Source organism: Pelosinus baikalensis (assembly GCF_020819555.1).
In the GTDB taxonomy this organism is placed as follows: domain Bacteria; phylum Bacillota; class Negativicutes; order DSM-13327; family DSM-13327; genus Pelosinus; species Pelosinus baikalensis.
In genome coordinates this window covers 1-23,726 of the sequence record NZ_JAJHJB010000053.1, presented here as the reverse complement: position 1 = coordinate 23,726, position 23,726 = coordinate 1, and the positions used below count along the sequence as shown (strand labels likewise).

Annotated in this window: 21 protein-coding genes; 11 read left to right on the top strand and 10 right to left on the bottom strand. The window is 37.6% G+C overall.

Annotated elements, in window-relative coordinates; genetic code table 11:
* Positions 1-134: 134 nt before the first annotated feature.
* The 3 genes from LMF89_RS22840 to LMF89_RS22830 all read right to left on the bottom strand — a co-directional run bounded on the left by LMF89_RS22840 (position 135) and on the right by LMF89_RS22830 (position 5,042).
* On the bottom strand, positions 135-3,233 hold the full coding sequence (locus LMF89_RS22840) for an efflux RND transporter permease subunit (RefSeq protein ID WP_229537103.1): 3,099 nt from the start codon (positions 3,231-3,233) through the stop codon (positions 135-137).
* Between the two features lie 11 nt (positions 3,234-3,244).
* Positions 3,245-4,342 (bottom strand): efflux RND transporter periplasmic adaptor subunit, encoded by a 1,098-nt coding sequence (locus LMF89_RS22835; protein WP_229537102.1) that lies wholly within the window; start codon positions 4,340-4,342, stop codon positions 3,245-3,247.
* A gap of 103 nt (positions 4,343-4,445) precedes the next feature.
* On the bottom strand, positions 4,446-5,042 hold the full coding sequence (locus LMF89_RS22830; RefSeq protein WP_229537101.1) for a TetR/AcrR family transcriptional regulator: 597 nt from the start codon (positions 5,040-5,042) through the stop codon (positions 4,446-4,448).
* A 247-nt stretch (positions 5,043-5,289) separates the two neighbouring features.
* Between LMF89_RS22830 and LMF89_RS22825 the strand changes: the two genes are divergently transcribed.
* The 6 genes from LMF89_RS22825 (at position 5,290) to LMF89_RS22800 (ending at position 9,169) form a co-directional block, all read left to right on the top strand.
* The gene (locus LMF89_RS22825) at positions 5,290-5,871 is read left to right on the top strand and encodes a TetR/AcrR family transcriptional regulator (protein ID WP_229537100.1); all 582 of its coding nucleotides are present in this window, start codon (positions 5,290-5,292) and stop codon (positions 5,869-5,871) included.
* Positions 5,872-5,994: 123 nt separating this feature from the next.
* Positions 5,995-6,306, top strand: coding sequence for a DMT family transporter (locus tag LMF89_RS22820; protein ID WP_369412697.1), 312 nt, complete (start codon positions 5,995-5,997; stop codon positions 6,304-6,306).
* A complete protein-coding gene (locus LMF89_RS22815; protein WP_007958254.1) occupies positions 6,306-6,620 on the top strand; it encodes a DMT family transporter in 315 nt (104 codons plus the stop codon). The genes LMF89_RS22820 and LMF89_RS22815 overlap by 1 nt, the downstream gene beginning before the upstream one ends.
* A gap of 212 nt (positions 6,621-6,832) precedes the next feature.
* Positions 6,833-7,030, top strand: a complete 198-nt coding sequence (locus tag LMF89_RS22810) for a DUF3311 domain-containing protein (RefSeq protein ID WP_007958256.1) — start codon at positions 6,833-6,835, stop codon at positions 7,028-7,030.
* A gap of 24 nt (positions 7,031-7,054) precedes the next feature.
* Positions 7,055-8,518, top strand: a complete 1,464-nt coding sequence (locus LMF89_RS22805; RefSeq protein ID WP_229537098.1) for a sodium:solute symporter family protein — start codon at positions 7,055-7,057, stop codon at positions 8,516-8,518.
* A gap of 84 nt (positions 8,519-8,602) precedes the next feature.
* Positions 8,603-9,169 (top strand): nitroreductase family protein, encoded by a 567-nt coding sequence (locus LMF89_RS22800; RefSeq protein WP_229537097.1) that lies wholly within the window; start codon positions 8,603-8,605, stop codon positions 9,167-9,169.
* Between the two features lie 102 nt (positions 9,170-9,271).
* Here LMF89_RS22800 and LMF89_RS22795 read toward each other — a convergent pair whose 3' ends face one another.
* The 4 genes from LMF89_RS22795 to LMF89_RS22780 all read right to left on the bottom strand — a co-directional run bounded on the left by LMF89_RS22795 (position 9,272) and on the right by LMF89_RS22780 (position 12,741).
* Complete coding sequence (locus tag LMF89_RS22795) at positions 9,272-9,916, bottom strand: L,D-transpeptidase (RefSeq protein WP_229537096.1); 645 nt, start codon at positions 9,914-9,916, stop codon at positions 9,272-9,274.
* A 378-nt stretch (positions 9,917-10,294) separates the two neighbouring features.
* A complete protein-coding gene (locus tag LMF89_RS22790) occupies positions 10,295-10,900 on the bottom strand; it encodes a L,D-transpeptidase family protein (protein WP_229537095.1) in 606 nt (201 codons plus the stop codon).
* Between the two features lie 23 nt (positions 10,901-10,923).
* Positions 10,924-11,640, bottom strand: coding sequence for a 2-phosphosulfolactate phosphatase (locus LMF89_RS22785; RefSeq protein ID WP_229537094.1), 717 nt, complete (start codon positions 11,638-11,640; stop codon positions 10,924-10,926).
* Positions 11,641-11,853: 213 nt separating this feature from the next.
* Entirely contained in the window at positions 11,854-12,741 is an 888-nt protein-coding gene (locus LMF89_RS22780) for a LysR family transcriptional regulator (RefSeq protein WP_229537093.1), read from the bottom strand.
* Positions 12,742-12,983: 242 nt separating this feature from the next.
* Between LMF89_RS22780 and LMF89_RS22775 the strand changes: the two genes are divergently transcribed.
* From LMF89_RS22775 to htpG, 5 genes are all read left to right on the top strand, one after another.
* The gene (locus tag LMF89_RS22775; protein WP_229537092.1) at positions 12,984-14,651 is read left to right on the top strand and encodes an ATP-binding protein; all 1,668 of its coding nucleotides are present in this window, start codon (positions 12,984-12,986) and stop codon (positions 14,649-14,651) included.
* A 221-nt stretch (positions 14,652-14,872) separates the two neighbouring features.
* Complete coding sequence (locus tag LMF89_RS22770) at positions 14,873-16,036, top strand: N-acyl amino acid synthase FeeM domain-containing protein (protein WP_229537091.1); 1,164 nt, start codon at positions 14,873-14,875, stop codon at positions 16,034-16,036.
* A 429-nt stretch (positions 16,037-16,465) separates the two neighbouring features.
* Positions 16,466-18,133 (top strand): ATP-binding protein, encoded by a 1,668-nt coding sequence (locus LMF89_RS22765; RefSeq protein WP_229537090.1) that lies wholly within the window; start codon positions 16,466-16,468, stop codon positions 18,131-18,133.
* Between the two features lie 239 nt (positions 18,134-18,372).
* The gene (locus LMF89_RS22760; RefSeq protein ID WP_229537089.1) at positions 18,373-19,551 is read left to right on the top strand and encodes a cyclic nucleotide-binding domain-containing protein; all 1,179 of its coding nucleotides are present in this window, start codon (positions 18,373-18,375) and stop codon (positions 19,549-19,551) included.
* A 408-nt stretch (positions 19,552-19,959) separates the two neighbouring features.
* Complete coding sequence (gene htpG, locus LMF89_RS22755) at positions 19,960-21,921, top strand: molecular chaperone HtpG (protein ID WP_229537088.1); 1,962 nt, start codon at positions 19,960-19,962, stop codon at positions 21,919-21,921.
* Positions 21,922-22,037: 116 nt separating this feature from the next.
* Here htpG and LMF89_RS22750 read toward each other — a convergent pair whose 3' ends face one another.
* Genes LMF89_RS22750 through LMF89_RS22740 form a run of 3 tightly spaced genes read right to left on the bottom strand, consistent with a single transcriptional unit; the run spans position 22,038 to position 23,519 of the window.
* The gene (locus LMF89_RS22750) at positions 22,038-22,628 is read right to left on the bottom strand and encodes a hypothetical protein (protein ID WP_229537087.1); all 591 of its coding nucleotides are present in this window, start codon (positions 22,626-22,628) and stop codon (positions 22,038-22,040) included.
* A 2-nt stretch (positions 22,629-22,630) separates the two neighbouring features.
* Positions 22,631-23,098 (bottom strand): hypothetical protein, encoded by a 468-nt coding sequence (locus LMF89_RS22745; protein ID WP_229537086.1) that lies wholly within the window; start codon positions 23,096-23,098, stop codon positions 22,631-22,633.
* Positions 23,082-23,519, bottom strand: coding sequence for a membrane-associated protease 1 (locus LMF89_RS22740; protein WP_229537085.1), 438 nt, complete (start codon positions 23,517-23,519; stop codon positions 23,082-23,084). The genes LMF89_RS22745 and LMF89_RS22740 overlap by 17 nt, the downstream gene beginning before the upstream one ends.
* Positions 23,520-23,726: the final 207 nt, after the last annotated feature.

Below are 23,726 nucleotides of genomic sequence, written 5' to 3'. Positions count from 1 at the left end.
GCGAAAAATAGCCTCGCCATTATCCTACCGTTTTAAAGCTGACAAGGTACTAGTTTATGAATTTTGCTGCTTTCATTATAGCAGACCTCTTAAATTGGCGTCAATAGGGCACTTTTGTTATCCATTCATATTGTTCAAATCGGTTCTTCCTTTGTTACTTTTTCCAAGGGTGGAATTGTAACATCTACCTTTACTCTTCTTTTCATAAAATCATCTAATAACGAATATACAACTGGTACAACCACCAAGGTCAAAATAGTTGAGGTAACCAAACCGCCAATAATCGCATGAGCCATAGGAGCACGTGCTTCAGCTCCTGGTCCAATTCCTAATGCTAGTGGAATCATCCCAAAGATCATCGCTGCAGTTGTCATCAGAATCGGACGCATCCGAACTACAGCCGCTTCTACTAATGCCTGATTTCGTTCGATTCCTTCTCCCATACGTTGTTTGGCAAAGTCAATCAGCAAAATCGCATTTTTGGTTACGAGACCCATCAACATAATAATCCCAATGAGAGACATCATGCTAAGCATACTTCCAGCAATTAAGAGGCCAAGTATTGCACCAATAATCGCCAAAGGTAATGCCAGCATAATAGCGAAAGGTTCAATATAGCTTTCAAATTGAGCGGCAAGTACAAAAAAGATGAAGAGCACCGCAGCAGCCAACGCCATTAAAATACCGCTAAAGGCATCTGCCATTTGCTCTGATTGTCCGGTAGTTACAAACTTGTAGCCTTCCGGCAATTTAACCTCTGCTAACTTTTTGTCTAGCGCTGTATTGAAATCCCCAAGAGAGACTCCACTTAAATTTGCCGAAATAGTAATTTGTCCCTGACGGTCATATCGCTTGATTTGGGTCGGACTTGTGGCATATACCATCTTAGTTACCTGTGATAAGGGAACCATAATCGCCTGCCCATTTTTATCCCGATTCGAGCTTGCTGCATAGATATTGTTTACATCTGCTAAACTCTTACGGTCACTATGTGCTAAAATAAGCCTCACGTCATACGAATCATCTTCATCTCGGTACTGTGTTACCACTGTTCCGTTAAACATAGTTTGAAGAGTAGTCGCAATATTGGAAGTAGACACACCAAGATCAGAAGCCTTATCATGGTCTACTACGATTTGCGCATCAGGTTTTCCAGCTTCATAACTAGAAGTAACATCAATTGCACCATGAGTGCTTGCTACAATTTGCTCTACTTGTTCTGCAATGTCTGCTAATGTATCCAAGGATGTTCCCTGGATAACAAGGGAGATTGGCTTACCGCTGGACATACCTGATTTTTTTGAAACACTGACTTGTACTCCCGCAATACCGCTTAATTTTTCACGAAGCGTAGTTACAATTTGATTGTCACTCACCTTACGTTCACTTTTCTCCGTTAACTTCGTTAAAATGTTAATGTTGTTTATATCGGCAGTACTGTAAGTTAACGTTACCTCTGGTATGGTGCGGATAATTTGTACCATATTGTCGGCAATTTCGCCAACAACTTGAGGGCTCTTACCAGGATCAACGGTTGCAGACACTGTAATTTCACCAGCGTCGGAATCCGGAACAAAGGTCGAACCAAGGAAAGGTACCAGCATTAAACTGCCCACAAATAATGCACCGGCAAGTACCATAATTTTCTTGCGATGTCCTAACGCATATCTTAAGAATTCGCCATAGCGCCCTGTCCAATATTCAAATTTTCCGTTCCATTTACTCCATATTTCACCTAATTTACTGGTAGATTTTTTATGTTCACCGGATAAATATTTGGCCGACAACATAGGAGTCAAGGTAAATGCAACAAATAGGGAAACCAAAACACTGACCGCCACCGTTATACCAAATTGTTTAAAAAATTGTCCTATGATACCAGTCATCATACCGACTGGCAAGAATACAGCAACTAAAGTAAGAGTTGTTGCGGTAACAGCCAAACCAATCTCCGCAGTTCCTTCAGAAGCGGCTTTAAATTTGTCCTTCCCCATCTCAAGATGACGGACTATATTCTCGATAACAACGATCGCATCATCAATTAACAAGCCGACTGCTAGGGACAAGGCTAATAAGGACATCGTATTTAACGTAAAGTCTAACATTTTCATTGCTAGAAAAGAGGTGATAATGGAAGTCGGAATAGCAATCGCCGCAATCATCGTGCTGCGCCAATTACCTAAGAACAAAAATACTATGGCAACAGCCAATAAACCGCCGATAACTAAATTAAACAATACGTCGTGAATGGATTCATTAATATTTTTGGAATTATCCCGTACCAATACCAATTCAACGCCAGCTGGTAAATCTTTTTTGATATTCTCTAGTTCTTTCTTGGCGTTTTCCACAACTTGTACGGTATTACTACCTGACTGTTTCATAATATCCAAGCCAATAGAGGTTTTATCATTGAGTTTTGTTACAGCAGTTACATCTTTTGTTGAATCTTCTACCGTAGCAATATTTTTGACATACAGTTGTACTCCGTTTCTTTGAGCAATAGGGAGATCTAACAACTGATTGGGAGAAGTAAGATTACCTACTGATCGTAAACTAGTTTCCCGTTTGCCATCCGTTACCTTACCTCCAGGGGTATCCATATTTTCACTGCGTATACTGTTCATTACTTCTGAAACACTCAAATTATAGGCAGCAACTTTATTACTATCCATATTAATTTTGATTTCACGATCCACCCCACCCTGCACATTTACCGCTGCAACCCCATTGATTGCTTCTAATCGTTTTACAACGATATCATCCGCAACAATGGTTAATTCCCTTGGGCTGAGACTACCTGTGACTGCAATGGAAGCAACAGCTGTATCCGATGGATCGAACCTTGTAACAATAGGATCATCTGCCTCATCTGGCAATACACCTTGCATTCTGCCAACTTTATCACGAACATCCTGGGCAGCAGTTGCTGCTGAAGTTTCGATGGTAAACTGGATAACGGTTGTAGAAACCCCTTCTTTTACCGTAGACGTTACATGTTCTATCCCAGGCACAACGCTTACAGTTTCTTCCACCTTCTGGGTGATTTTTGATTCAACCTGTTCTGGCGATGCACCAGGATAATTTACTGTAACAGCTACAACCGGAATTTCAACGTTTGGATATTCATCTACATTCAGAGAAATATAGCTAAATAATCCTAAAACGACAAGTGCCAGAATCGTTACTGTTGCGAAGACTGGACGTTTTAAGCTTATATCTGTCAGTATCATAGCTAACTCCTCTACTCTACGATTTGAACTACGTCACCGTCTTTAAGTTGGCTCACATTACTTACGGCTAACTTATCACCTGGCTGTAGTCCGGATTTAATCTCAATACTATCTCCTGAAGTTGCACCAACTTCGACTTGATGGCGGGTGACTTTATCATTTTCAACGATAAAGACATAATAAATACCTTGTTTTTGAATGATAGCTGCTTGTGGTATTGTCAAAATTTGCGCAACATCACCAGTAACAAGCTGTATTTTGCTAAACATACCGCTTTTTAAGGCGCCATCTTCATTATCAATCTTTACCTTTGTACGGAACATTCGATTGGTAGAACCAGCCTCAGGGTTAATCATTTCAACAGTACCGGAAAATACTTTACCGGCATAAGTATCAACAGTGACTTCTGCTGGCTGCCCCTGTTTTATCAAACCTAAATCTTTTTGTTCAACATTGACAACTGCATATACTTGACTAATATCTTGAACACTCATCAGCGCGGCACCAGGTGAAACAACCTGACCGACAGTGACAGTTACATTAGCAACCACACCATCCACTGGTGCTGTAATGACACCATAGCCATGCTGCTGCTCAGCATTATTTTTGCTGCTCACTGCACTAGACAAGTCTGCTTGCGCAATTCTTTTCTTCCCCTCAGCATTATCTAATGTTTGTTGGGATGTAGCCCCTTGATCAAACAAAGCCTGATAACGATTATAATCTTTAACTGCCATTTCATAGTTAACCTGCGCTTTACTTACAGCATCCTGTGCCGTCCGCACGGAATTTGCTAATTCAGTACTTTCTAATCTGGCTAAGGGATCGCCAGCTTGCACCTGCTGTCCTTCTTGTACCATGACTTCTTCAATACGTCCCGCTAGCTTAGCACTAATCGTCGCTGCTGTTTTTCCCTCAATTGATCCATTCAGCATTAATTTGGGGATAGTGTCTATATATTGTGCTGCTGCAATTTTTACATTTACTCCTGTAGTATTGGTTTGCAATTGAGTCTTCTCGCTGGAAAATGCACCACTGCGGAATACTGCAACTAATCCAATAAATATCACAATTGGTATAATCCAATACTTAAATTTGAAACCCTTCATCAAACATATCCTCCCTAAGTCCATATCATATTTAAAGTCTAAGTAACTACTTTAGCGCCTATACATACCGACTGGTCGGTATGTATAGGGCGAAGGAATTCATTCATTCCTTTACATCATTCACCCCAATAAGCTGCCAAAGACTGTCTATCACCTGCTGGTGCATATCTGAGTTAATTATATTCTTACCTAAAACATTCAGCCCGCTGGAAACAGAAAGTACAATGGTCGCTACGACCTTAGCATCTAAGTCTCCTCTGGTTTCGCCTGTTTCTTGAGCCGCCTGTAATTTTTCTTTTATTATATTACGCAATCTCAGCTGCCCCTGATCAATTTGTTCTTGGATCTCAGGAAAATTGTGCATGATCTCTAATGCAAGACTCGCATTATTAGCACGATAATCCCCTGGCTTAATATTGAGCAATCCTTCCATATAAGCTTCTTGTTCTCCGCTTAGCAAAAGGTTCAAGATCCCTCGGAATGTTTTTTCTTTGCTTAAAAATTCGGTATATCTTTTTCCGAAATAGTCAAATAGATAACCAATACTTGCGCGAAATAATTCTTCTTTGCTTCCAAAGTAATGATATATTCCACCTTTGGTAATGCCAATTTCATTTGCTACATCCATGAGAGACACATTCCTGTATCCACGTAATAAAAATAATCGTAAAGCAGCTACTATTATATTGTCTTTCGTCAAGATTTCTCCCCCTCGAAACGTACCTACCAGTCGGTATGTTTTTATTATCTATCAATCATGCCTAGCTGTCAATATAATTTTGAATAATTCCTGTACTTCTCTAACAGTGTATAGTAAGGGATACTAAAAAATTTGGTAAGATCTCCATTTCCTAAAAATAGAGCATTCGCTTGTTCAGACAAAATTGACAATATTTGAGAAAAGAGTTATAATGAATGACAGTCAGTCATATATCGTAAGGAGAGTCGTGAAAGAATTGGATGATAAGAAAAGTCGTTTACTGTCTGCTGCTAAGGAAGTGCTTGCTGAAAAAGGTTTAGAAAAAGCTACTATTTCTGATATTGTTAAAAGAGCTGGTATGGCACAAGGAACATTTTATTTATATTTTTCCTCAAAAAATGCATTGATTCCAGCAATTGCCAATGATTTGTTACAGAGTATGTTGCATAAAATAGAACAAGAACAAGTACCTTCAGATGATATTTGGGACCTTTTTCATAAAATAATCACAGTAACATTTCAGGTTACTAAATCATATAAAGAAGTATTGTCGCTTTGTTATTCGGGTCTAGCAATCGAAAATACGCTTAGTGAATGGGATCGTATCTATAATCCTTACTATTCCTGGTTATCGGAGATGATTGCCAGGGGCATTCAACAAAAAGCACTTCGCCAAGATATAAATCCAATGGTTGCGGCTAGGATGGTTATTGGCTTGATTGAAAGTTCTGCTGAACAGATCTATTTATTTAATAAGCTAGATAAGCCCCTTCCGGAACATCAACAAGATTTATTTACTTTCATTCATCATGCTTTAGAGCATAGGTGATTTTTATAGCAAAATGACTGACGTTCATTCATTTGTTGGAATAGGTTTGATTCAGATGAGTCTGTCCATCGATTGGATCGCTTTTAGACTAAAATTTTTTAAGGATGTGTTACTATGGGCTGAATTCTTGTCTTCGCGGCAGCAATATTGGAAATTCTCTGGGCATCAATGTTGAAAGATGCCGACTCGGTAATGATGTGGATACTGATTTTCATTTTAATTGTTGCAAGTTTCTTGCTGCTTATTAAAGCTTATAAGTTCATTCCTGTTGGTATTGCTTATGCTGTTTTCGTTGGTATTGGTACTGTAGGAACCTATATCGTTAGCATAACATTTCTTGGAGAGACGACTTCGAAACAGCAAGTCGCATTCTTAGTTCTCTTACTTATTGGAATCATTGGCCTAAAATTAACCACTAAGGAGGAGCGAGAATAATGGCTTGGATCTATATTTTATTAGCTGGATTGGAAGAAGTCATTAGTGTAATTGCCATGAAATATGTTGATGGGTTTAAACATAAAAAACCCATTGCCGTAATGGGCGTTGGATTTATGGCTAGTTTTTATTTCTTGTCGCAAGCGATGCAGGAAATTGCAATCGGTATCGCATATGCTGCATGGGCTGGTATTGGCACAATCGGAATTGCAATTGTCGGTATCATGCGATTTAAAGAAAAGATGAATATCCTACAATTTATATTCTTAAGTTTGATTCTAGTTGGCGTAGTTGGTCTGCAACTTGCCTCATAACATGCCTGAAAGGGCTTTTTATAGCCTAAGGAGAAGGTTAAACACAGAGACATGTTTATTCCCCCCTTTGTGTCTTTGTATTTTCACAAAAAACATTTGTATTTTTCTTCTTTTGGTACTATACTATTTGTATTGAGACATAATAATATATTACCTCAATGCAGAGGCTTCCCTGAGGGATGCCTCTATTTTTTTATAAGGAGGAATAAAAGATGAATACCTTAAAAATAATCCTAACTTTACTTCCTTTTGTTTGGACAATTGGTATGATCCCCTTTGCAAACAAGGTTCACCCGATCGTGCTAGGATTACCCTTTTTAGCTTTTTGGTTTGTTGCTGGGATTTTCCTTGCTTTCGTCTGCCTACAGGCTATTTACTTCATTGATTCAAAGCATAGACAAGACTCATAATTTTTACAAAAAGGATGGTGCAACATGAGTAATGAGACAGTTTCACTTTTAATTATATTTCTATTTATTATTGGCGCAACAATTGTAGGTCTAATTCCTGGCATGAATAAAAAGATGAATCTTGAGGAATGGGCCGTCGGTGGGCGTAATTTTGGCAGGTGGCTCAATTGGTTTATCTTAGCCGGTGAAATCTATACGGCCTTTGCTTTTCTAGGCGCTAGCGGATGGGCTTATTCTCGCGGAGGTCCAACCTTTTACATATTAGGGTATGGTGCTTTAGCATATGTCGTTGGGTACTATCTATTACCTACCATTTCCCCTATCGGACGCAAACACGGTCTAATGACTCAACCTGATTTGATTGAGCATTTATATGATAGTAAAACCTTAAGCTTATTGACTGCGATCATTGGCGTTGCCTTTTTGCTCCCCTACTTACAATTACAATTAACCGGCCTTGGACTCATTATCGAGACTTGCTCTTATGGACAACTAACTCGAATTCCTGCTATGTTAATTGCTTTCATTTTAGTTGCCTCTTTTGTTTATTTAAGCGGTCTAAAAGGTGTCGCATCCACTGCTGTACTAAAAGATATACTATTAATGATTGCCGTTGTCTTTTTTGGTCTTTACCTCCCTATCCATTACTTTGGTAGTTTAGGTGGCATGTTTGAAGCATTAGAAACGGCGAAACCCGGTTTTCTTGCTTTGCCAGGAGGAACCAAAAACTTTGATGTGAGTTGGGTAATGTCCACTTTAGTAGTAACAAGTCTAGGATTTTACATGTGGCCTCATTTCACTACCAACAGTTTTAGCGCTCGTAATCCTGACGTACTTCGCCATAACGCAATTTACTTACCCTTATATCAGATTTGTTTACTCTTCCCAATGCTAGTGGGTTTTGCAGCGCTTCTACTACTCGAAGCACCTTTAAAGACACCTGATATGGCCTTTATGACCATTGTACAAAAACTTTTTCCTGGTTGGACTTTAGGTCTTGTTGGCGGTGCGGGTGCCTTGGCTTGTATGATTCCTGCTGCCGATTTACTTTTATCTACCTCAATGCTCTTTACACGTAATATTTATAGCAAAACCATTGGAAAAAATACTGACCCGAATAACTTGATCAATGTTGCAAGGATTGCCGTATTAGGACTTACTACTGTCGCTCTTTGTTTAGCTATTTTTCTTCCCAATATGCTCGTTAACTTATTGCTTACTGGTTACTCAGGTGTTACACAATTCTTTCCTATGATCGTGCTCGGGCTTTATTGGAAAAAGTCCACAAGATTAGGAGCATACTCAGGTTTGATCATTGGAGAAATCCTAGTGTTCACCTTAATTCTAGGAAAAATGGACCCTTTGCCCTTCGCTGGTATGAATCTAAATGCAGGTTTTGTGGCTTTGCTTATTAATTCAATTGTTTTTATCCTTATAAGTTTATCTACCTATACTCCTGTAAAAACAAAGAAAGAGGTATCTTTGTAATTCTTTTCAATTGATCTTTTTTCGCAAAGTATATATGATGATAATATAAAAATGAAAAGCACACTAAAACCGTGGAGGGATTTTTTGGATATTAAACAAGCAATCTTGGATAGAAGAAGTATTCGATCGTATCAGGATCGACCAATTCCACGAGAAATGATCGAAGAATTATTAGAACTAGCTATAAAAGCTCCTTCAGGGAAAAATCGTCAACCGTGGAGGTTTGTTATCTTAGAAAGTCAAAAGAAAGATATGTTAGTCACTATCATGACTGACAAAATTCATTCTCGAAAGCAGCAGGGCTTAGATATTGGTAGTTGTGAGACAAGTATAAGTGCCATTCAACAAGCTTCATCAGTGATTTTAGTGTTTAATGCTTTTTCTAATTTTGAAAAGGATTATAATCACTATCGTTTATTAACAGATACCCAATCCATTGGGGCCGCAATTCAAACCATGATCTTAGCTGCACAGGATTTTGGGCTAGGAACGCTTTGGATCTGTGATATTTTTTATTCGGAAGGTGAGATATGTTCCTGGTTAGAACGTAATGATGAACTTATAGCAGCGGTAGATATCGGTTATCCTAATCAATCTCCCTATGCACGTCCTCGAAAATCATGGACAGAAGTCACCGAATGGCTGCGCTAAGAAGAAGAACCGTGAAGGAATGCGAAGACTAGGTCTTTGCATTCCTTCACGGTTCTTCTTCTTTTTCCATAACGTTATACTACAAGCATTTACAAAGTTCGATTAGTCCTGCCTAGCTACCCCAATTTTGGTTTCATGACGCACTTGATCATTAGGCAATTCCCAGTTACTAAGAAGTTTATACTTTTTAGCGTAAGGCTTAAATAGTTCTGAGACCTTTGCTTTGCTGCCATCTTTATGATTATAAATATCGGGTAAACTTGTAAGGTAAATGGACTTATTGCGTTCTTTTAGAAGCAAGGTCTGGTAGGTAACCGTTACAGGTGTTCCCACATCTACCAATTCATATAATTCTTCAACGTCAGCATTGTGCATGCGGATACATCCACCAGAAACAGGATACTGGATATCCCAATCTTTATTGGTACCATGAATTCCATAACCAGGGCTAAATTCCATCCATCGGCTGCCCAGAGGATTATCTGGTCCTGGAGGCACTGGGGTCTTATCGGAAAAACCAGAACCAGGAATCCATGTAGGATTTTCTTCTTTGGAGGATATCTTATAATTACCCACAGGAGTCTTTTCATAAGAGGTCCCCAGGGCAACAGGATATTCTTTGACCAACTTGCCATTATCGTATACCCTTAGCACCAACTCAGGAATGTTAATACGAATTTCAGGCGAAGCCCAAACAGCGGATTGAAAGTAACCAAGTAACAGCGCAACCATCATCAAGATTCTCATTTAATTTCTCCTTTCGGGCAGCACCGATACTACGTAATACCAATCAGATCTGATTTGGTATTACATTCTTACTGCAGGTGGTAACGTCTTCAATGTCCATACGGTACTGTAATCTTTTTATGGTGTAAAAGAATCTGCATGACACACTAGACTTAACATATTTATTCGTCATAAATAAATTCCTTTCCTTGTAGAAATTTTTAACAATTGCGACTTTTCCATATATAACCAAAAACAAATCGAATCCCTTGCTTTTATTCTTGGACCTATTCTTAAAAATTGGCAAAAAAATAAGAATCGTATAGTAATAACGACTCTTATTTTTCAACAAGATCATCTGAATCAGTTATAAAAGATGCTCTCTATCAGCCTTGCTGCTTAAGCAACAATAATCACAGTTGTTCCATACTGGACCATTTTATATAGTTCCGTTAAATCATCATCCTGCAACGCCAGGCAGCCTTCGGTCCAATTGATCTTCCTTTCTGTTAAATCATCTCGTCCCCCATGAATTCCAATCCATCCTCCAAGTGCAGTATCTTGAGGCGGCTGTACCTTTTGCTCATTCGCCAAAATAATCTCCTGATACTGGCTTACGCTAATCAGCTTCTGCTCCATTCCTCTTTGAGCATGGACTGGATCAGGATAACTTAAACCGATCCATTTACGCCCCAGGTAGGGGTCATCATGTAACAGCTCTTTATCGGTGATAAAAAACGTTCCTTCCGGCGTACGATTATCACCTTGCCTCTGTTTGTCACCTTGCGCATTTACACCTGATACGCATAAGAACCTTTTCACAGGCTTCCCTTGATAAAATACGGTCATTGTATTAGCAGATTTCTCTACCAAAACAACCACATCTTGCTGCATTGTGATTTCTTGCCATTGAGGCACAGGAGCTGCTTCAGCTGCCGAAGCCTTCAGCAAGAAGCCACCAAATAGTATTATTGCACTAAAGACAAGTAATACTTGCTTGTTCACTGGTCAATACACCAACTTTGTTATTATTGATTTTCTATCACAATCTTTCCTTCTATATATTGAGGTACAATCGTAAACAAATCGGCACTAAGACAATATTCTACATCATCCATACGACGCAAGTCGTATAATCGTTTGCCATTTCGACTTTGGACAGCAGTCTCAACTAGCGTATCCTTGGCTTGAGCATATAATAGTAAGGCTCCGAGAGCTGAGTCACTCAATGTGACTTCGCATTCCGCTTTAAGCAGCTGAACTAACAATCCTGCACAAAGGGTGTCTTCCAGTGAAAAAAGCCCATCTGTTCCAGCACACACAATTACAATATCTTTACCATATTGCTTTGTCTGCATACAAACAGCTTTCGCATTCACAAATGATCCGATGAATGTACGATATGCCTTTTCTGCTGCCTTTATGGCAATCGTACCATTCGTAGTTGTCATGACAATGTCTCTACCCGTTACTTTCTCCTTACAAAATTCAAAAGGCGAGTTTCCAAACTCATAACCCTCAATCTTTATTGACTGTCGCTCACCTGCAAACAATACTGACCCCATTTTACTAGCCAGAGTCTGTGCATCCTCAATGGATAAGGCGGGAGTAATCGTTTTGCATCCATTCGCAAGAGCAGTGACAATCGTAGTCGTTGCACGGAATATATCTAAAACGATACAAACACTATCAGAAAGATCCAGAGCAGCAGTCTCTTTTGGCAAAAGTATAACATCAATTTTCATTAATTCGTTCTTCTCCTTTGTCTAAACTCCTACAGATGTATAGCAAAAAACCCACGATTTCTTCATAATACCTGTGAATCCTATTTTATCCTTTATGGCTTTATTTATCAACTCACTAGTGTATCACATTATGTATCCAGTGTATTTAGAATTAGAATAAAGGAGTTACATCAAAAATAAATGCCCTGAGGAAACCTCTTACAAATGTTTTGGTTAGTCAAAACCGTAGTGCTTTTTAGCAAATAGTATAAACTCACGAACAGCAAAGGATAGATATCTTCCCTTTTTCCAAACCAAGGCCAATCGCAGCCACGGCTTAGGATCTGAAAATGGTCGGGAGGCAATCACCTTAGTATCCAGACTTCTACATATTTTGCTCGGCAGCAATGCGATACCGAGATTGTCCATTACCATTTGCATCATCCACTCGCGTTGTGAAGTTTCCAAAATAATTTTAGGCTGAAATCCAGCTTGTTTACATGCATCGATGATCATGTCGTGTAAATGATACTCGTTATTGTACAAAATAAATTGTTCATCAATCAGTTTATGATAATCCATAACCTCATATTGGGCAAGCCTATTTGTTGGGTGCATAACTACTTCAAGAGGATCTTCCTCAAACCAAATCTTTTCATAGATTTCATTATCCTCCGCAGGTGTAAATATACCAATATCTAAAAGACCGTCTTGAATTGACGCCTCCACTTTCTTAGGACCAAACTCGTACAGTTGAATATGGATATTAGAATACTCTTTCCTAAAGGAATTGATCATATTCGAAAAAGTCGTAATCGCAGTAATTTGAGGTAAACCAATATAGATTTTCCCTGATTGCATTTTCTTTAATTCTCCGAGCTGAGAAGTGATATTTTGAAAAGATGATACAATTTGTTGTGCTTGCTGTAAAATGATTTCTCCTGCATCCGTCAGCTCCACAGACTTCGTATCACGATAAAATAATACGATGCCAAATTGTGTTTCTAACTCCTTAATGGCCCGACTGATAGACGGTTGAGATATATACATCATCTCTGCCGCTTTACTAAAACTTTTATGACGGGCAACTTCCATAAAACATTCTAAATTTCTTATATCCAAAGTTCTTCCTCCTATTATTTTTGATCCTATTCAATATTTTAGAGATAGAGCTAATTTGTCCTGCAAGAATAAGTCCAGTTTCTTAGTATACTAATTCTGTGAGCACATCATTTGCAGATATTTTAAAAGTACCACAACTAAATCCAGTTGCCATTATAATCGTCATTTATCTTATAAAGAAGGAAGTTTGAATTCTACGTAGAAAGTTTTAATCATCTATATATTTTTTCTTAGGAGTAATTATGGAATATGTTCATTTATCCGCAATTGGTTCCTTGATTGGAACTATTTCTATTGTCCTTGTCTATATCTACCTCTATGCTCTATATCGCGAACACTATATAGGAATATGGGCAATCAGCTGGTTAGTTCTACTCTCTAGATATATACTTTTCGATTCTGGGCTACTAGCTTGGAAACAATCTGTCCTTTTAGTACTCATATATCAATTATCGATTAATATTAGTGCCTTAATGTTTGTATGGGGCACTCACATGTTTGTAAATAAGCCAATAAATAAATGGTGGCTTTACGGTACTGGGATTATTTCCTTCTTAGGCAGTATTTTAAATGCTTTCTTCTCCTCCTTAATCTATAAACTGATAGTCCCTCTCGTTTTTGGGAGTTTGGTGTGCATGTGGATTGGAATTATCTTAATAAGGTTTTCCAATCTTGAGGGAATTGGTCGTTTAATCACTGGATATGCATATATCTTATGGGGTTTCCTTAATTTGTCTATGCCCTTTGTCATTAACATTACATGGTTTCTTCCTTGGGGTTATGCACTGGGTGGGATATTACGCTTATTCATCGCTATTGGTACTTTGATGATATACTTTGAGAAAACTAGAGTAGATTTAATTACCAGGGAAACCCAATATCGTTTATTAGCTGAGAACGCTATCGACGTCATCTACTCCTACAAACTATTACCAGAAAGAAAAGTCGAGTACATCAGCCCCTCTGCCTTGGAAGTCACTGGCTACAACGCTGAAGAATATTATTCAAACGATACATTAATACTAAATTTAATCCATCCTGAAGATCAAGCTCTCCTTAATGATTTTATCAGTAATTTTCCAAGCTCTACTAACATGCCACTCACCTTACGCTTAATTCGAAAAGATAAAGTAGTTTTATGGATCGAACAAAAATGTGTTACAATATTTGATGAAAATGGTCATCTTATAGCATTGCAAGGTATTGTTCGTGATATTACTACGCGAAAAAAATTAGAACAAATGTCCTCCTTGCTTGACAGGATGAATATGGTAGGTAGCATGGCTTCAACTGTCGCACATGAAATTAGAAACCCCATGACTACGGTGCGCGGTTACTTGCAAGTTATGGGTAGAAAACAAGAATATCAAAAGGATAATGACAAATTTAATTTAATGATAGAAGAAATTGATCGCGCGAATTCGATTATCCGAGAATATCTTTCCTTATCCCGAGAGAAGTTAGCTAACTTAAAACAATGCTCTTTGAATAATATTATTGCAGCACTATTCCCTTTAATCCAGGCAGACGCTGCTTCTTCAAAAGTGTCTGTAAATCTTGATATCATCCCAATTCCCGAGATACTACTGGATGAAAATGAAATCCGCCAATTGCTGCTAAATCTGGTACGTAATGGCATTGAAGCAATGCCAGCTGGTGGCAACTTAGATATTTGCACCTTCATGGAAGATAACAAGGTTGTTTTATCTATTAGTGACCAGGGATCGGGAATCCCTTCCCATCTGCTTGATAAGTTAGGCACACCCTTTATCACTACAAAAGACACAGGCACAGGCTTAGGTCTTCCTATCTGTTACCAGATAGCACATAGACATAAGGCCAATATTAAGATCAGTACCAGTCATGAAGGAACTACTTTTTATGTTTATTTCACCTCACAAATCGCATAACAAGATATAAAATTAAGCCTTTTTCATGAGTATTATTCTCCTGAAAAAGGCTTTTTTTACAAATATATATATATTTCTACATTTTTCCCCTAAAATCAACAATCTATTGCAAGGATTAAATCCCTTCTCTCCGTATCCCCTATTAGGGGGTGATAGTTATGAGTATATAAGGTATGCAGTAAATCCTTATTTTAATAACTATAATGAAGGAGAGAAAAATTATGAAAGCGATCAATTCAAACATAAAATCCAATACAACAGAAACCTCAGAAAGTCTTATTAAAATTAGTATAGCAACTACACCAGAAGAAAAAAAAGAAGTTTATCATTTTCGCTATCAAACTTACGTGGAAGAGATGTCCAAACACCTTGAAGATATTGATTATGATCAACAATTACTATGGGATGAACTTGATGAATGGACTATTCTGCTATATGCAAAAATCGATTGCAAGATTATTGCCACTGCACGAGTTAATATTGGAAATATTAAGGACTTTCCAGCAAAAGTAGTGAATATTTTATCTTTAAAAACATTTGAATCCTACTATCCGGAGAATGAAGATCCTAAATTCGCATATGTTACAAAATTAATGGTAGCTCCTTCTTACCGCAGAACACCCATGCTTTATCTGCTCATAGCGCAATGCTATCAAATCTGCTGCAATAATCAGGTACAATTTGCTTTTGGAGGATGCAATTTTCATCTAGTTCGTCTATATGAACAAATGGGATTTCATCACTATGGTAAGAATTTTGTTTACCCTGGATATGGCTTATTGACCCCAATTGTTTTGGTCATCAATGATATTCACCATCTACGGCAGGTGCGCTCTCCACTTTTTCGTATAGCACGTAAAAGAGGAAAAGTTAACACACAATCAGTTGAAAGGTTTCACGAAAAATTTACTAGACATGCTTCCATTGTAAATAGTCAATTAGTTACAGAAGAAGAATTATGGTCTATCTTATGCAAAGTTTTAGAATGTCTACCAACGGAAGCTATATCCCTATTGCGTGAATTGTCAGAAACAGAAGCAAAAAAATTTCTTCACTCTTGTGGCATCGTTGTGCAATGTGATACAGGAGATATCATAACTAATCAAGGTGATATTAGTTACTCTTATAACATACTGCTTTCAGGAAAGTTACAATCATTGACTTTCCTAAACCCTGTTAAAGAATACATCTCTGGACAACACTTCGGTGCAAACGGCTTAACAGAGCACAATAAGAATACAGAAGATATTGCTGCAATTACTCCTACCCAAATCTTAGTATTGTCTGGTATGGCTTTCCCACGATTTTTTCACTCCCAGCCCAATATTGCTCATAAGATTGTACAAACTATGAGAAGTCTAACCAATAAGTTGGTTAATATGTAACAATAATCATCAATATCTATTCTGCCTTGCTTGAAGTAATCAATAATACATAAAGACCGACCAGCTAATTAAAAAAGAGGGGGGAAATAATCTAGAGGATCTTATCCTCAGGCTACTTTCCCCTCTTTTTACTATATCATTTTGATAAAATTTCTATGACGTGCCCTCTATAAATCATTCTAAATGTCTTATGACAAGAACCTTCCTTCTATTAGAATATAGAACTATTATTTACGCAAATTAGGAAATCCTAACCTAAATCAAATTACTAATGCAACTTGTCATCTGTAAATAATCTATTCTACCAAAAAAATCCGTAAGACGTATAATTATCATTTATTACATAAATTGTTAAATTATTGGAGGATGTTCGTTTTTTTTGTAGAAAGAGTACTTTATATGTCTTAAATAACTATTATAGGAGTAATTATGTATAACGTGCATTCATCAGTAATTAGTTCATTGATTGGAACAGTTTCAATCATTCTTATCTACATATATCTGTATGCACTATATCGTGAACGCTTCATGGGCATATGGGCCGCTAGTTGGCTCATCCTTCTCTCACGGTATATCGTTTTCGATTCAGGGATACTCCCTTGGAAAGAGTCTATCTTAGGTCTGACTACATATCAAATGCTGATTATTATCAGTGTTCTGATGTTTGTATGGGGTACTCATATCTTTATAAACAAGCCGCTTAATAAATGGTGGCTATATGGGGCAATCGGCGTCGCCATTGTAAATGCTGCATTGAACATACTATTTTCATCTTTGGCGCATAAATTGCTGCTCCCCATCTATATCTGTTGTTTTATAGGTATATGGGTAGGTTCAATTTTTATACATTATTTGAAACTACAAGGAATTGGTCGCTTAATTACAGGTTATGCTTACATTCTATGGAGTCTTTTCAATTTAATTACGCCTTTTATAATCGATGGCTCATGGTTTCTTCCCTGGGCTTACTCAATTGGCGGAATATTACGCCTAGTCATCGCTCTTGGTACTTTAATGGTATACTTTGAAAAGACCAGAACAGATTTAATAAAGAAAGAAACTCAATATCGCCTATTGGCAGAAAATGCCATTGACATAATCTATTCTTATCAATTACTGCCTGAAAGAAAAATTGAGTATGTAAGTCCCTCTGTTTTGACGATCACGGGTTATGGCCCTGAAGAATATTACACTAATAACCACTTAATCTTAAATCTAATACACCTTGATGATCAATCATCTTTTAACGATTTTATTACTAATCTCCCATACTCTATTGAATTGCCGCTGACTTTGCGACTGGTTCGAAAAGATAAAACGATCTTATGGATTGAACAAAAATGTGTCCCTATTTATGATGAAAAGGGTCGTCTCTCAGCACTACAAGGCATTCTTCGCGATATCAGTTTGCGAAAGAAATTGGAACAAATGTCCTCCTTATTTGATCGGATGAATATGGTAGGCAGCATGGCTGCCACTGTCGCTCATGAAATTAGAAATCCCATGACTACGGTACGAGGTTATTTACAAGTGATGGGTAGAAAGCATGAATACCAAAATGATAAAGAAAAATTCAAATTAATGATCGAGGAAATAGATCGAGCTAATGCTATTATTCGTGAGTACCTCTCCTTATCCCGGGAAAAACTAGCTATTTTAAAACAATGCTCTTTAAACACTATTATTGAAGCATTATTTCCCTTAATCCAGGCAGATGCCACTGCTTCCAAAGTATCTGTAAATCTTGACATTAGTGCAGTTCCCGAATTACTGCTGGATGAAAATGAAATTCGTCAATTGCTGCTAAATCTAGTGCGTAATAGTATTGAAGCAATGCCAGCCGGCGGCAACCTGGATATTCACACCTTCTTAGAAGATCACAATGTTGTTTTATCTATTAGTGATCAGGGCCCGGGAATCCCCTCCCACGTACTTGATAAATTAGGAACACCATTTATTACTACGAAAGATACAGGCACAGGTTTGGGACTTCCCATCTGCTACCAAATAGCCCACAGGCATAATGCCACTATTAAAATCAATACCAGTCATGAAGGAACTACTTTTCATGTTCGTTTCAGTCCACAATTACCATAAAATACTAAAAGCACTAAAAGATTATCCCTTTTTTAGCCGTCAAGCTGACTTCTAAAAAAGGGCTTTTTTATACGCCAAACTTATATATATTTCTACTTCACATGCTATATTCTTACAATTTTTACAAGGAATACATCCTTTCTCTCCGTATCCCTAAGTAAGGGGGTGATAGTTATAAGAGCAATAGTCTTTTATTAGAAAAAGTTCTTGCAACTAACTATTATGAAGGAGAGATAATCATGATAAACAACGATCAAAAAACAATGTCTTGCGCAACAGAAGCTTCGGCAAACTCAGTTAAAATTGGTATCGCAATCACTCCAGAAGAAAAAAAGGAAATTTACCATTTTCGTTACCAAATTTATGTAGAAGAAATGTCTAAACATATTGAGGAGGTAGACTATGTTAATAAGCTACTATACGATGAACTTGATAAATGGGCTTTTCTGCTATATGCAAAAATTGGCTCAGAACTAATTGCCACTGCGCGAATCAATATTGGAATTCTTGCAGACTTTCCACGAAAGGTAATAGAATTTTTGTCTCTGGATACATTTGAAAATTATAGTACTGAAACTGGCAGTCACAAATTTTCCTATTTTTCAAAATTAATGGTTGCTCCCTCTCATCGAAGTTCATCGGTACTTTATCTACTTATGTCAGAATGTTATGAAATTTGCTGCCGTAATCAAACACAATTCGGCTTTTGTCTATGCAACTTTCATTTGCTGCGTCTCTATGAGCAAATGGGCTTTCACTCTTATAGCAATAATTTGGTTTACCCTGGTTACGGTTTAGTAACCCCCATGGTCTTGCTTGCAGATGACATTCAACATTTTCGTATAGTACGTTCTCCCCTTTTGCGTATAGCACGTAAAAAAGGAGTCATAAATACACAAGCTGTTGGATGGTTTTATGAAAAAGTCAAAAAAAATTCTCCAAAGATAAATAGTCAATTAATTACAGAAGAAGAACTATGGTTTATCTTATGCAAAAGCTTGAATTGTCCACCAATGGAAGCCATAACTTTACTAAGTGAATTGTCAGATGTAGAAGCAAAAAAATTCTTACACTCTTGCGGCAGTTATGTTCAGTGCACTCCTGGAGATATTATTATCAGCCAAGGTGACTTTAGTTATTCTTACGACATATTGATTTCTGGAAAACTAAAATCATCAACATTTCATCAACCCAACAAAGAATATTCCTTGCCTGGACAGCACGTTGGTGCAAATGGATTAACTGAGCACAGCAAGCATACAGAAAATATTGCTGCCATTACTTCCACCCAACTATTAGTATTATCTGGCACGGTTTTTCCACGATTCTCGCACTCAAACCCAGAAATCGCCAATAAAATTGTAAAAACCATAAACAGTATAACTAAGAATAAGGTGACCAACATTAAATTAGTTTAAATTCAAATAATTTCTCATTTTAGTTAATATAAGCAACGTCCGTTATACTTGTGCTCTGTAAAAGGTTCAAGTATAACGGATGTGTAATTAATATGCCTGAATAGCAACATTACAGAATATAGCCTACTTTACTCCTAAAAATAAGTCGAAAATGAGTGTATCTACTTTCTTATCTATTCTTAATACATTCAGTCTAAAAAGAGTGAACCACACAAAATAATATAAATTCTATAGTAAATTCAATACAGATGGTAAAAAGATGCTATTATTGCCTAATTTTAGTGAAAAAAAGTATTTGATTTCAAATACTAATCAATGTATTATAGAGAAAGAGAGTTAGCACTCACTTAAAGAGAGTGCTAATAAAAGAAAATGTACATATAAATTTTATAAAAGGAGACTTCTTACATGAGCCAAGAACCAATTAATAAGCAAACCAGAGAATTCCAAGCAGAAACTAAGCAATTATTAGACTTAATGATTCACTCCATTTATACAAATAAGGAGATTTTTTTACGAGAACTGGTCTCTAACGCTTCCGATGCCATTGATAAAATTCGTTTTGAATCCTTAACCAATCATGATCTATTAGAAGGACAATCCGACTTTGAAATTTTCATTGTCCCTGATGAATCGACGCATACTCTAACAATCTCAGACAATGGTATTGGTATGACCTATGACGAAGTAGTCGAAAATATTGGAACCATCGCTAAATCAGGCACTAAATCCTTTCTTGAAAAATTAAAAGAGAAAGAAACAGCTACCGATAATGAATTAATCGGTCAATTTGGCGTTGGCTTTTACTCTGCTTTCATGGTTTCTGACAAAGTTACCCTGATCACTCGTGCTCCTGGACAAGCCAAAGGGGTTAAGTGGCAATCCAGCGGTGATGGAACATACACCATTGAAGAAGTGGAAAAAGAAACACGCGGTACTACCATTATTATCACTCTCAATGATGAATTTACTGCCGCCGACGGCTCCAAAGAAAATTTTTTAGACCGCTACACCATTGAAAATTTGATCAAAAAATACTCAGACTATATCCGCTACCCTATTAAAATGAACTTCATCAAGGAAGAAAAGCCCAAAGATGAAGAAGGTAAGGTAATTGAAGATGCTCCAGCAACACAGACCGTAGAGGTTCGGACCTTGAACTCCATGACGCCTCTATGGACTCGCAATAAGAATGACATTTCGGCAGAAGAGTACCATACCTTCTACAAAAATCTCTTCCACGACTGGGAAGATCCTCTAAAACTAATTCATTCCAAGGCAGAAGGTACTGTAGAATACACAAGTCTATTGTTTATTCCTTCTCGTGCCCCTTTTGATTTATACACTCAAAAATCATCCTCTGGAATCCGCCTTTATTCAAAACAGATTTTCATCATGGACAACTGCCAAGATCTTCTCCCTGAATATCTGCGATTCGTGAAAGGCTTAGTGGATTCTCCCGATTTTTCCCTCAATATATCTCGCGAGCTGCTGCAGCATAGCAAGCAGTTAAAATTAATTGGAAAGAATCTCGAAAAAAGCGTGCTGAAAACCTTAGAAAATCTCCTTGCTAATGAGCGACCTACCTATGAAAAATTCTGGAAAGAATTTGGCAAAGCTCTTAAAGTAGGAGCCTATACAGATTTCCAAAGTCGCGATAAATTAAAAGATTTATTACTATTCTCTTCCTCCCACGCAACGGAAGAATTGACAACCTTACATGATTACATCGAACGTATGTCAGAAAATCAAAAAGTCATCTACTATGCCACAGGTAAAGATCGTGCTTCCGTAGAGCGGTTACCGCAAATGGAACTGCTGAAAGAGAAAGGTATTGAAGTTCTCTATCTGTATGATCAGGTTGATGAGTTTACGATTGATGCATTACAGGAATATAAAGAGAAAAAATTCCAATCCATCAGTCGCGGCGAACTGAACTTGGACGATATCGACTCTCCCGAAGCTAAAAAAGACACAGAAGCTATTTTAAAAGAAAATGAGTCCTTAATCAAAGCAATCAAAGAGCATTTGAAAGGAAAAATAACTGATGTGAAGATTAGTAATCGATTAAAATCCAGTGCTGTTTGTCTTGTTAGTGATGATAATGGCATCAGTCTTTCCATGGAGCAAATTTTATCAGAAATGAATAATACCATGTATAAGGCTAGCCGAATCCTAGAATTAAATCCAAATCATGATGTCTTCACTGTCTTAAAAGATTTACATGAAGCAACCCCTGACTCTGAAGCCTTCAAGGATTATTGCGACCTATTATACGTACAAGCAATGCTTATTGAAGGTCTGCTCCCAGAAGATCCAATCAGCTTTGCTAATAAAGTATCTAACTTAATGGCACGTAAGGATAAGTAAGATAAAAGGGCCGTCTCAAAAAAGGATTTCTCATCCTGCATTGAGCGGCCCTTTTTCTTTAGCAAATCAACCTCGAATACAAATCATTAGAGGATTATGGTATACCCCCATATCTCTTAGGAAATAAATCCGAATGGGTTCGGTTGTGTTGAATATTGCTGTTGTGTTGGAAAAGTTTGTCGCTCAGCTTCTTTTCGTTCTACTTCACGAGCTTTCCGTTCCGCTTCGCGAGCCTCTCGTTCCAGCATTGAATTATAATTGGATGTAGCTATTGACAACATCGTTGTGTTTGCTATTGGAATTGGGCTGGGATAATCACAAAAATCACCGTACCGAATGCTACTCATGACATTCATCGTATAGTTTATGCAAGAGTTTCCAATTCCCCAGTAAGGACCAAAGGTATGGTTGATCCTCGTTGATTCGCAGTACTGCATCAAATTTTCATACTCATCATCGCTAATCTGAAACGTTGTTTTAAACCAAGGTGATGGATATGTCGCGTTGTCATTGGTTTTTACTCTACCAATAGGTGAGCGCATATCTCCATCTTCTGCAGGATGAAAGCCATAACAATATTTTGCCCCTGTAGAATCATCGTTAAGACTGAACCACATATGCCCTGTTATTGAATGCCCTCTAGTACCATCTTCATTATTAGTCGGTGAAGCACTGTTTGCAATATAAATTGTAACTGAATGTGACATATTTACTCCTTACTTTGCTTTTCGACATATTTTTTCTTTAACCGATAAAGAACTGCCATTGCAGGTGCTATTATAACTAACGTAATTAAGCCATTAATAATAGCACTGTCTATATAGTCTATTCCTGTATAGTTTGGACTAGGGTTATAAAGAAATCTCCATGTTTCGCAAGATGCTCTTGTTCCCATCGTACCAATAACAAACCATGCCCAAAAATGACGTACGCAAAGAAAAGTACAGGCAACCAACATGATTGCCAAAATGGATCCCATGCCCAATATACCCAAATCATCGCGCCATCTCAATATTTGATAAGCCTTCCCTATCGGGTCTATCCAGAAAGAGAACGCAATGACAAATCCAATAATCAAAGCATCTTTTGGACAGGCATACCACCGTGTCGTTTTTGTTTCTTGCAAGCGCTTCCCCTCCTTTATGACACCAGTACCTGCACTATTCTTCTGAGTCATCAGAGCCACCGCTTGTCGCTTTCACCAGAGGTATTTGGTCTGCTCTCTGTCTTAAAACTAATGTAAATTCGCCAACACCCGTATTATCAGCATATCTTTCTGAGTAATCAATGATGAAAGCAATAGGTAAATGTATTTTCCTAAAAGTTTGATCAGCAGATATTACCTTAACAATTACATCACGATAAGCATCTGCACTTTGCGCTGGAACTAACGACCAATCAAATAGCTTCAAGGTGTCACTATTACTAGCTCCTATCTCTGTAGAAAGGAGCTTTCCTGTCACCCACAGTGTAGCAGCATGGTCAGTAGATTTAGCTTTTGAATCGTGTGGCGTACTTAGTTGTACATGTACTGAGCTAATCATGTTCTCACTAAAATAAATAGTTTCTTGGCCTTTAATTGTTAATGTAAATCCCATTATGAAACCTCCCTTAACTTTTTTTTAATTACACAAACACCGAAAGATTTGGCATACCCACTTTACTTATTCAATTGCCACCACAATGATTCGGATCACCATTACATTCATCATCCATTTTATATAAAATCGTTGTGTCCCTTCTTATATAAGATAGATTGTAAAATGAAGTGCGACAGTTAAATAACAATAAATAGCTCACAGAGC

Coding starts and splice junctions, on each gene's coding strand:
- LMF89_RS22770 (WP_229537091.1), top strand. CDS start 14,873: ATGAAAGCGATCAATTCAAACATAAAATCCAATACAACAGAAACCTCA.
- LMF89_RS22740 (WP_229537085.1), bottom strand. CDS start 23,519: ATGGGATTTACATTAACAATTAAAGGCCAAGAAACTATTTATTTTAGT.
- LMF89_RS22785 (WP_229537094.1), bottom strand. CDS start 11,640: ATGAAAATTGATGTTATACTTTTGCCAAAAGAGACTGCTGCTCTGGAT.
- htpG (WP_229537088.1), top strand. CDS start 19,960: ATGAGCCAAGAACCAATTAATAAGCAAACCAGAGAATTCCAAGCAGAA.
- LMF89_RS22765 (WP_229537090.1), top strand. CDS start 16,466: ATGTATAACGTGCATTCATCAGTAATTAGTTCATTGATTGGAACAGTT.
- LMF89_RS22840 (WP_229537103.1), bottom strand. CDS start 3,233: ATGATACTGACAGATATAAGCTTAAAACGTCCAGTCTTCGCAACAGTA.
- LMF89_RS22835 (WP_229537102.1), bottom strand. CDS start 4,342: ATGAAGGGTTTCAAATTTAAGTATTGGATTATACCAATTGTGATATTT.
- LMF89_RS22815 (WP_007958254.1), top strand. CDS start 6,306: ATGGCTTGGATCTATATTTTATTAGCTGGATTGGAAGAAGTCATTAGT.
- LMF89_RS22760 (WP_229537089.1), top strand. CDS start 18,373: ATGATAAACAACGATCAAAAAACAATGTCTTGCGCAACAGAAGCTTCG.
- LMF89_RS22750 (WP_229537087.1), bottom strand. CDS start 22,628: ATGTCACATTCAGTTACAATTTATATTGCAAACAGTGCTTCACCGACT.
- LMF89_RS22745 (WP_229537086.1), bottom strand. CDS start 23,098: ATGACTCAGAAGAATAGTGCAGGTACTGGTGTCATAAAGGAGGGGAAG.
- LMF89_RS22810 (WP_007958256.1), top strand. CDS start 6,833: ATGAATACCTTAAAAATAATCCTAACTTTACTTCCTTTTGTTTGGACA.
- LMF89_RS22795 (WP_229537096.1), bottom strand. CDS start 9,916: ATGAGAATCTTGATGATGGTTGCGCTGTTACTTGGTTACTTTCAATCC.
- LMF89_RS22775 (WP_229537092.1), top strand. CDS start 12,984: ATGGAATATGTTCATTTATCCGCAATTGGTTCCTTGATTGGAACTATT.
- LMF89_RS22805 (WP_229537098.1), top strand. CDS start 7,055: ATGAGTAATGAGACAGTTTCACTTTTAATTATATTTCTATTTATTATT.